Raw genomic sequence first — 4,930 nt, 5'->3', positions numbered from 1 at the left:
CTGCGGCTCAACGCGTCACTGGCCGAGCATTGAACCAACATATGATCAATCCGGAGAACAGCAAATGAACGCAGCCATCCGTCTTCCGGTCGAGCAGGCCTATGCCGCCGAATTGCAGGCGCTCTCGCGCAATGACGACCGGCAAAGGCCTGCCGGATGGAGCCTTTCACCAAAGGCGGTCCTTACCTACCTGCTTGGCGGAAAGGCTGACGACGGGACAGTGATAACGCCCAAATATGTCGGCCGCCGCCGGCTGATGGAAACCGCGGTCGCGACGCTCGCCACCGACCGCGCGCTGTTGCTGCTCGGCGTGCCCGGCACCGCCAAATCCTGGGTGTCGGAGCATCTTGCCGCCGCGATTATGGGCGATTCGACCCTGATCGTGCAGTGCACGGCCGGCACCGACGAGAACCAGATCCGCTATGGCTGGAACTATGCACAGCTTCTGGCAAAGGGCCCGAGCCAGGACGCGCTGGTGCCGACGCCGCTCTACCGCGCCATGCAGGACGGCAAGCTTTGCCGCCTCGAGGAGCTGACGCGCATGGGCTCCGATGTGCAGGACACGCTGATCACCGTGCTGTCCGAAAAGATGATGCCGATCCCGGAACTCAACACCTCGATCTACGCGCAGCGCGGCTTCAACATCATCGCCACCGCCAACAACCGCGACAAGGGCGTCAACGAGTTGTCGTCAGCGTTGAAGCGCCGCTTCAATGTCGTCGTGTTGCCCTTGCCCGAAGACATGGCGGAGGAAGTGGCAATCGTCTCCAAGCGGGTCGGAGAGATGGCCGGCGGTCTCGACCTGCCGGTGCCGAAGAATGTCGGTGAGGAGATCGCGCGCGTGCTGACCATTTTTCGCGAGTTGCGCTCCGGCGCTACAGCCGACGGCAAGGTGACGTTGAAGACGCCGTCCGGTTCGCTGTCCACGGCCGAAGCCATTGCCACCATGGTCGGCGGCCTCAGCCAGGCGGCCTGGTTCGACAGCGGCAAGCTCGGTGCCGAAGGTCTGGCTGCGAGCCTTGTCGGTGCGATCGTCAAGGATCCGGTGCAGGACAAACTGGTGCTGGAGGAGTATCTGGAAACCGTGCTCAAGAAGCGGCCAGACTATGCCGGCTACTACGCGGCCTTGAACGCGGCGATCTGACGCCATGGCGCTTGGCGACGTTTCCTATTTCGGCATACGCCATCACGGGCCCGGCTCCGCCGACAGCCTGGTGCAGGCGTTGCAGGAGTTGAAACCGGTCGCCGTGCTGATCGAAGGACCGGCCGACGCCAGCCCGCTGTTGCCGTTGCTGGCCCGCCCCGAAATGCAGCCGCCGGTGGCGCTGCTCTGCTATCCCGAAGACGATCCGGCCTCGACGAGTTTCTGGCCCTTCGCCGAATTCTCGCCGGAGTATCAGGCGACGCTCTGGGCCGTCACCAACAATGCGGCAGTGCGCTTCATCGATTTGCCGTCGTCAGCCCGCACTGCGCCGATTGAGGCCGTGGGGGAAACCGAGAGCGATGGAACGGAAGCCAACGTCGAGGCCGACTTGGCGCCGCATCTGCGGGACCCGATCGGAACGCTGGCACAAGCTGCCGGCTATGAGGATGGCGAAAGCTGGTGGTCTGATATCATCGAGCAGAACCCGCAGCCGGGTCCAATCTTCGCGGCAATAGCCGACGCGATGACGACGCTGCGGGACGGCGAAGGTCCGCTTGCGGCGTTTGAGGCGAAACGCGAAGCGCATATGCGGCTTGAGATCGCCGCCGCGCGAAAGGAATTCGATGGGCCGATCGCTATCGTTTGCGGTGCTTTCCATGTGCCGGCACTGCAGGCGACGCGACCGCTGAAGGAGGACCAGGCGCTACTCAAGGGGCTCGCCCGCCGCAAAAGCATGATGACCTGGGCGCCGTGGACGGGGCCGCGCCTGGCGCTGGGCTTCGGTTATGGCGCCGGCGTTGTCGCGCCCGGCTGGTGCAAGCATCTGTGGCAGACGCGCGGGCAAGGCGACTCCTCGGTCCTGTGGCTGGCGAAGATCGCGGCGGTCCTGAGGGCCAAGGGGCACATGGTCTCGACCGCCTCGCTGATCGAAGCCGAACGGCTGGCCCGCACGCTGGCTGTGATCCGTGAGCGGCCAAAGCCCGGTTTCGAGGAATTGCGTGACGCCGCCATCGCCGCCCTGTTCAACGGGGAAGCGCTGCTGTGGGCGCTGGTCGAAGCCGAATTGCTTCTGGGAGCGGATGTCGGTGAAATTCCGCCGGACACGCCGCTGGCGCCGCTGATCGAGGACCTGCAGCGCAACCAGAAGGCGGCACGGCTGAAGCCCGAGGCGCTGGAGCGCGAATTATCGGTCGATCTGCGCAGCGAGAGCGGGCTGTTTCGGTCGACCTTGCTGCACCGGCTGTCCGTGCTTGGCGTGCATTGGGGCAAACTCATCGACAGCGGCCGTAGCCGCGGCACCTTTCGCGAGCGTTGGACGCTGTCGTGGGAACCTGAGTATGCCGTTCGACTGGTGGAGAACCTGGTCTACGGACCAACCATCGAAAAGGCGGCCAATGGTCGGCTGATCCAGATGATCGGCGCGGCGACGTCTCTTGATGCGATGGCCGCACTGGTCCAGGGCGCCATCACGGCAAACCTGTCGGAAGCGTCGATCGCCGGTCTCGCGGCCTTGGAGGAACGGGCAGCCCGCAGCAGCGAATGCCTGGAAATCCTGACATCGGTGCCGCCGCTCGCCGACATCATCCGCTATGGCGAGGCTCGCAAGACGGAAACCGCCCGTCTGTCCGGTCTGCTGGAGCGGCTGATCGTCGAAGGCGGGATCGCGCTCGCCTATGCCGCCCGCGACCTCGATGCCCAGGCATCCACGACGCTGGTCGGCGCCATGCGCAAGGCCGACGAAGCGATCAGTCTGGTCGAGCCTGAACAGGACGTGCTGGACGCCTGGCGCAATGGGCTGGCTGCGGTGCTCGATGGATCGCGCTCGACGGCGCTGGTGGCAGGCTGTGCCGCGCATCTGCTCTACGAAGCCGGCCATCTGTCAGCCGACGCGGCAACCGGTCTGATCGCACGACGCCTGTCTCCAGGAACGCCGGTCACCGAGGCTGCAGGGTTCTTCGAGGGTTTCTTCAGCACTGCCGGCCAACGGCTGATCTACGACGAGGGCCTGCGCGGTGCGGTGGATGCCTGGCTCGCATCCCTCGACGAAGACGCCTTCATTGCGCATCTGCCGTTGCTGCGCCGGGTCTTTTCGCATCTGGACTCGATGGAGCGGCGGCGGTTGATCGAAGCGGTGCTCGGCCGCGCCGCACGCCTGCCTGCCGGACTGACGCCGACTCCGGATGGCGGCGAAGCGTGGCGCCGCCATCTTGAACGGCTCGGACCCTTGCTGACGGGAGGGAGCGGCAATGGATGACGAGGCCGAAATGAGCGAACCAATCCAGGCCGGCGACGGACGGGAGCGCCGCTGGCGCCTGGCGATCGGTGCCGATGAGGAAACCTCGTCAGCGCTGTCCGACACCGACAAGCGGCTTTCGGCGGCGCTCGATGCGCTTTACGGCGATGGTGCCGGCGATGCGGCCGCCGATCCGCGCAAGCGGCGCGGCGGCCTCGGCCGCTCGGCGCCAAGGGTGGCACAGTGGATGGGCGATATCAGATCGTTCTTTCCCGCACAGGTCGTCCAGATCGTCCAGAAGGATGCCTTCGAACGGCTCAACCTGAAGCAGATGCTGATGGAGCCGGAATTCCTCAAGGCGATCGAGGCCGACGTCAATCTCGTCGCTGACCTGATTTCGCTGCGCTCGGTCATGCCGGCCAAGACCAAGGACATTGCGCGCACGATCATCGCCGATATCGTCGCCAAGCTGATGCAGCGGCTGGAGCAGAAGACAGCCGAGGCGATACGCGGTGCGGTCGACCGGTCGCAGCGCACCAACCGCCCACGTCAGCGCGACATCGACTGGCCGCGTACGATCTCAGCCAACCTTCGCCATTACCAGCCCGAGCACAAAACCATCGTGCCGGAGAAGCTGGTCGGCTTCATGCGCAAACAGCGAAGGCTGGTCGACCTGGATGAGGTGGTGCTGTGCGTCGACCAGTCGGGCTCGATGGCAAGCTCGGTGATCTACGCCTCCATCTTCGCCGCGGTGATGGCTTCCCTGCCGGTCGTGCGGACCAAGCTTGTCTGCTTCGACACGGCGATCGTCGATCTGACCGAGGAGCTTAGCGATCCGGTTGAAGTCCTGTTCGGCGTGCAACTGGGCGGCGGCACCGACATCAACCAGGCCGTGGCCTATTGCGCGGACCGCATCGAACGGCCGACCAAGTCGCATATGGTGCTGATCACCGACCTTTATGAGGGCGGCAACGGGCAGGAATTGCTGCAGCGGCTTGCTGCACTCGTTCGCTCCGGCGTCAACGTCGTGGTGCTCCTGGCGCTGACCGACCAGGGCAGGCCGGGTTATGACCCGAAGATGGCAGGCTCGGTGGCCGCCCTCGGCATTCCGGTCTTTGCCTGCACGCCGGATCTGTTTCCAGACATGATGGCGGCGGCATTGCGTCGGGAAGATATCGGTTCATGGGCGGCCGGCGCCGATATCAAGCTGGTTCGCGCCGAGGCCGAGACTCCGGAATGAAACACCCGTCGCCAGAGCTGCCAGGATGCTTCTGGCAGCTCTGGGATAAATCGCTGGAGCTCAGCCGAACTTCGGGTCGAGGCTGCCCGACTTATAGCGCTTGGCCATTTCGGCGACCGGCAGCGGCTTGATCTTCTGCGCGTTGCCGGCGGTGCCGAACTGTTCGAAGCGCTCCTTGCAGAGCTTGCGCATGGCGGCCATGGCCGGTGTCAAATATTTGCGCGGATCGAACTCGCTCGGGTTCTCGGTCAGCACCTTGCGGATCGCGCCGGTCAGCGCCATGCGGTTGTCGGTGTCGATGTTGATCTTGCAC

At 64.8% G+C, this 4,930-nt stretch carries 4 protein-coding genes; 3 read left to right on the top strand and 1 reads right to left on the bottom strand.

Translation table 11 applies throughout. The features are described 5' to 3' along the window. The first annotated feature begins 64 nt into the window (after positions 1–64). Genes EOC06_RS15720 through EOC06_RS15710 form a run of 3 tightly spaced genes read left to right on the top strand, consistent with a single transcriptional unit; the run spans position 65 to position 4,617 of the window. The gene (locus tag EOC06_RS15720) at positions 65–1,144 is read left to right on the top strand and encodes an AAA family ATPase (protein WP_027036087.1); all 1,080 of its coding nucleotides are present in this window, start codon (positions 65–67) and stop codon (positions 1,142–1,144) included. Between the two features lie 4 nt (positions 1,145–1,148). After that, on the top strand, positions 1,149–3,398 hold the full coding sequence (locus EOC06_RS15715) for a DUF5682 family protein (RefSeq protein WP_128308195.1): 2,250 nt from the start codon (positions 1,149–1,151) through the stop codon (positions 3,396–3,398). Continuing rightward, positions 3,391–4,617 carry a VWA domain-containing protein gene (locus tag EOC06_RS15710; RefSeq protein ID WP_127811075.1) on the top strand — a complete coding sequence of 409 codons (1,227 nt, stop codon included), beginning with the start codon at positions 3,391–3,393 and terminating at the stop codon, positions 4,615–4,617. Before EOC06_RS15715 ends, EOC06_RS15710 begins: the two co-directional genes overlap by 8 nt. A 60-nt stretch (positions 4,618–4,677) precedes the next feature. Here the strand turns inward: EOC06_RS15710 and EOC06_RS15705 are convergent. Further along, positions 4,678–4,930, bottom strand: a 253-nt coding sequence (locus tag EOC06_RS15705; RefSeq protein ID WP_206631196.1) for a class II fructose-bisphosphate aldolase, incomplete at its 5' end; no start/stop codon positions are given.

Origin of the sequence: Mesorhizobium sp. M7A.F.Ca.MR.362.00.0.0 (genome assembly GCF_004023175.1) — a bacterium.
In the GTDB taxonomy this organism is placed as follows: domain Bacteria; phylum Pseudomonadota; class Alphaproteobacteria; order Rhizobiales; family Rhizobiaceae; genus Mesorhizobium.
The sequence above is the reverse complement of the archived record's forward strand: the minus strand, read 5'-3'. Positions and strand labels throughout refer to the sequence as shown.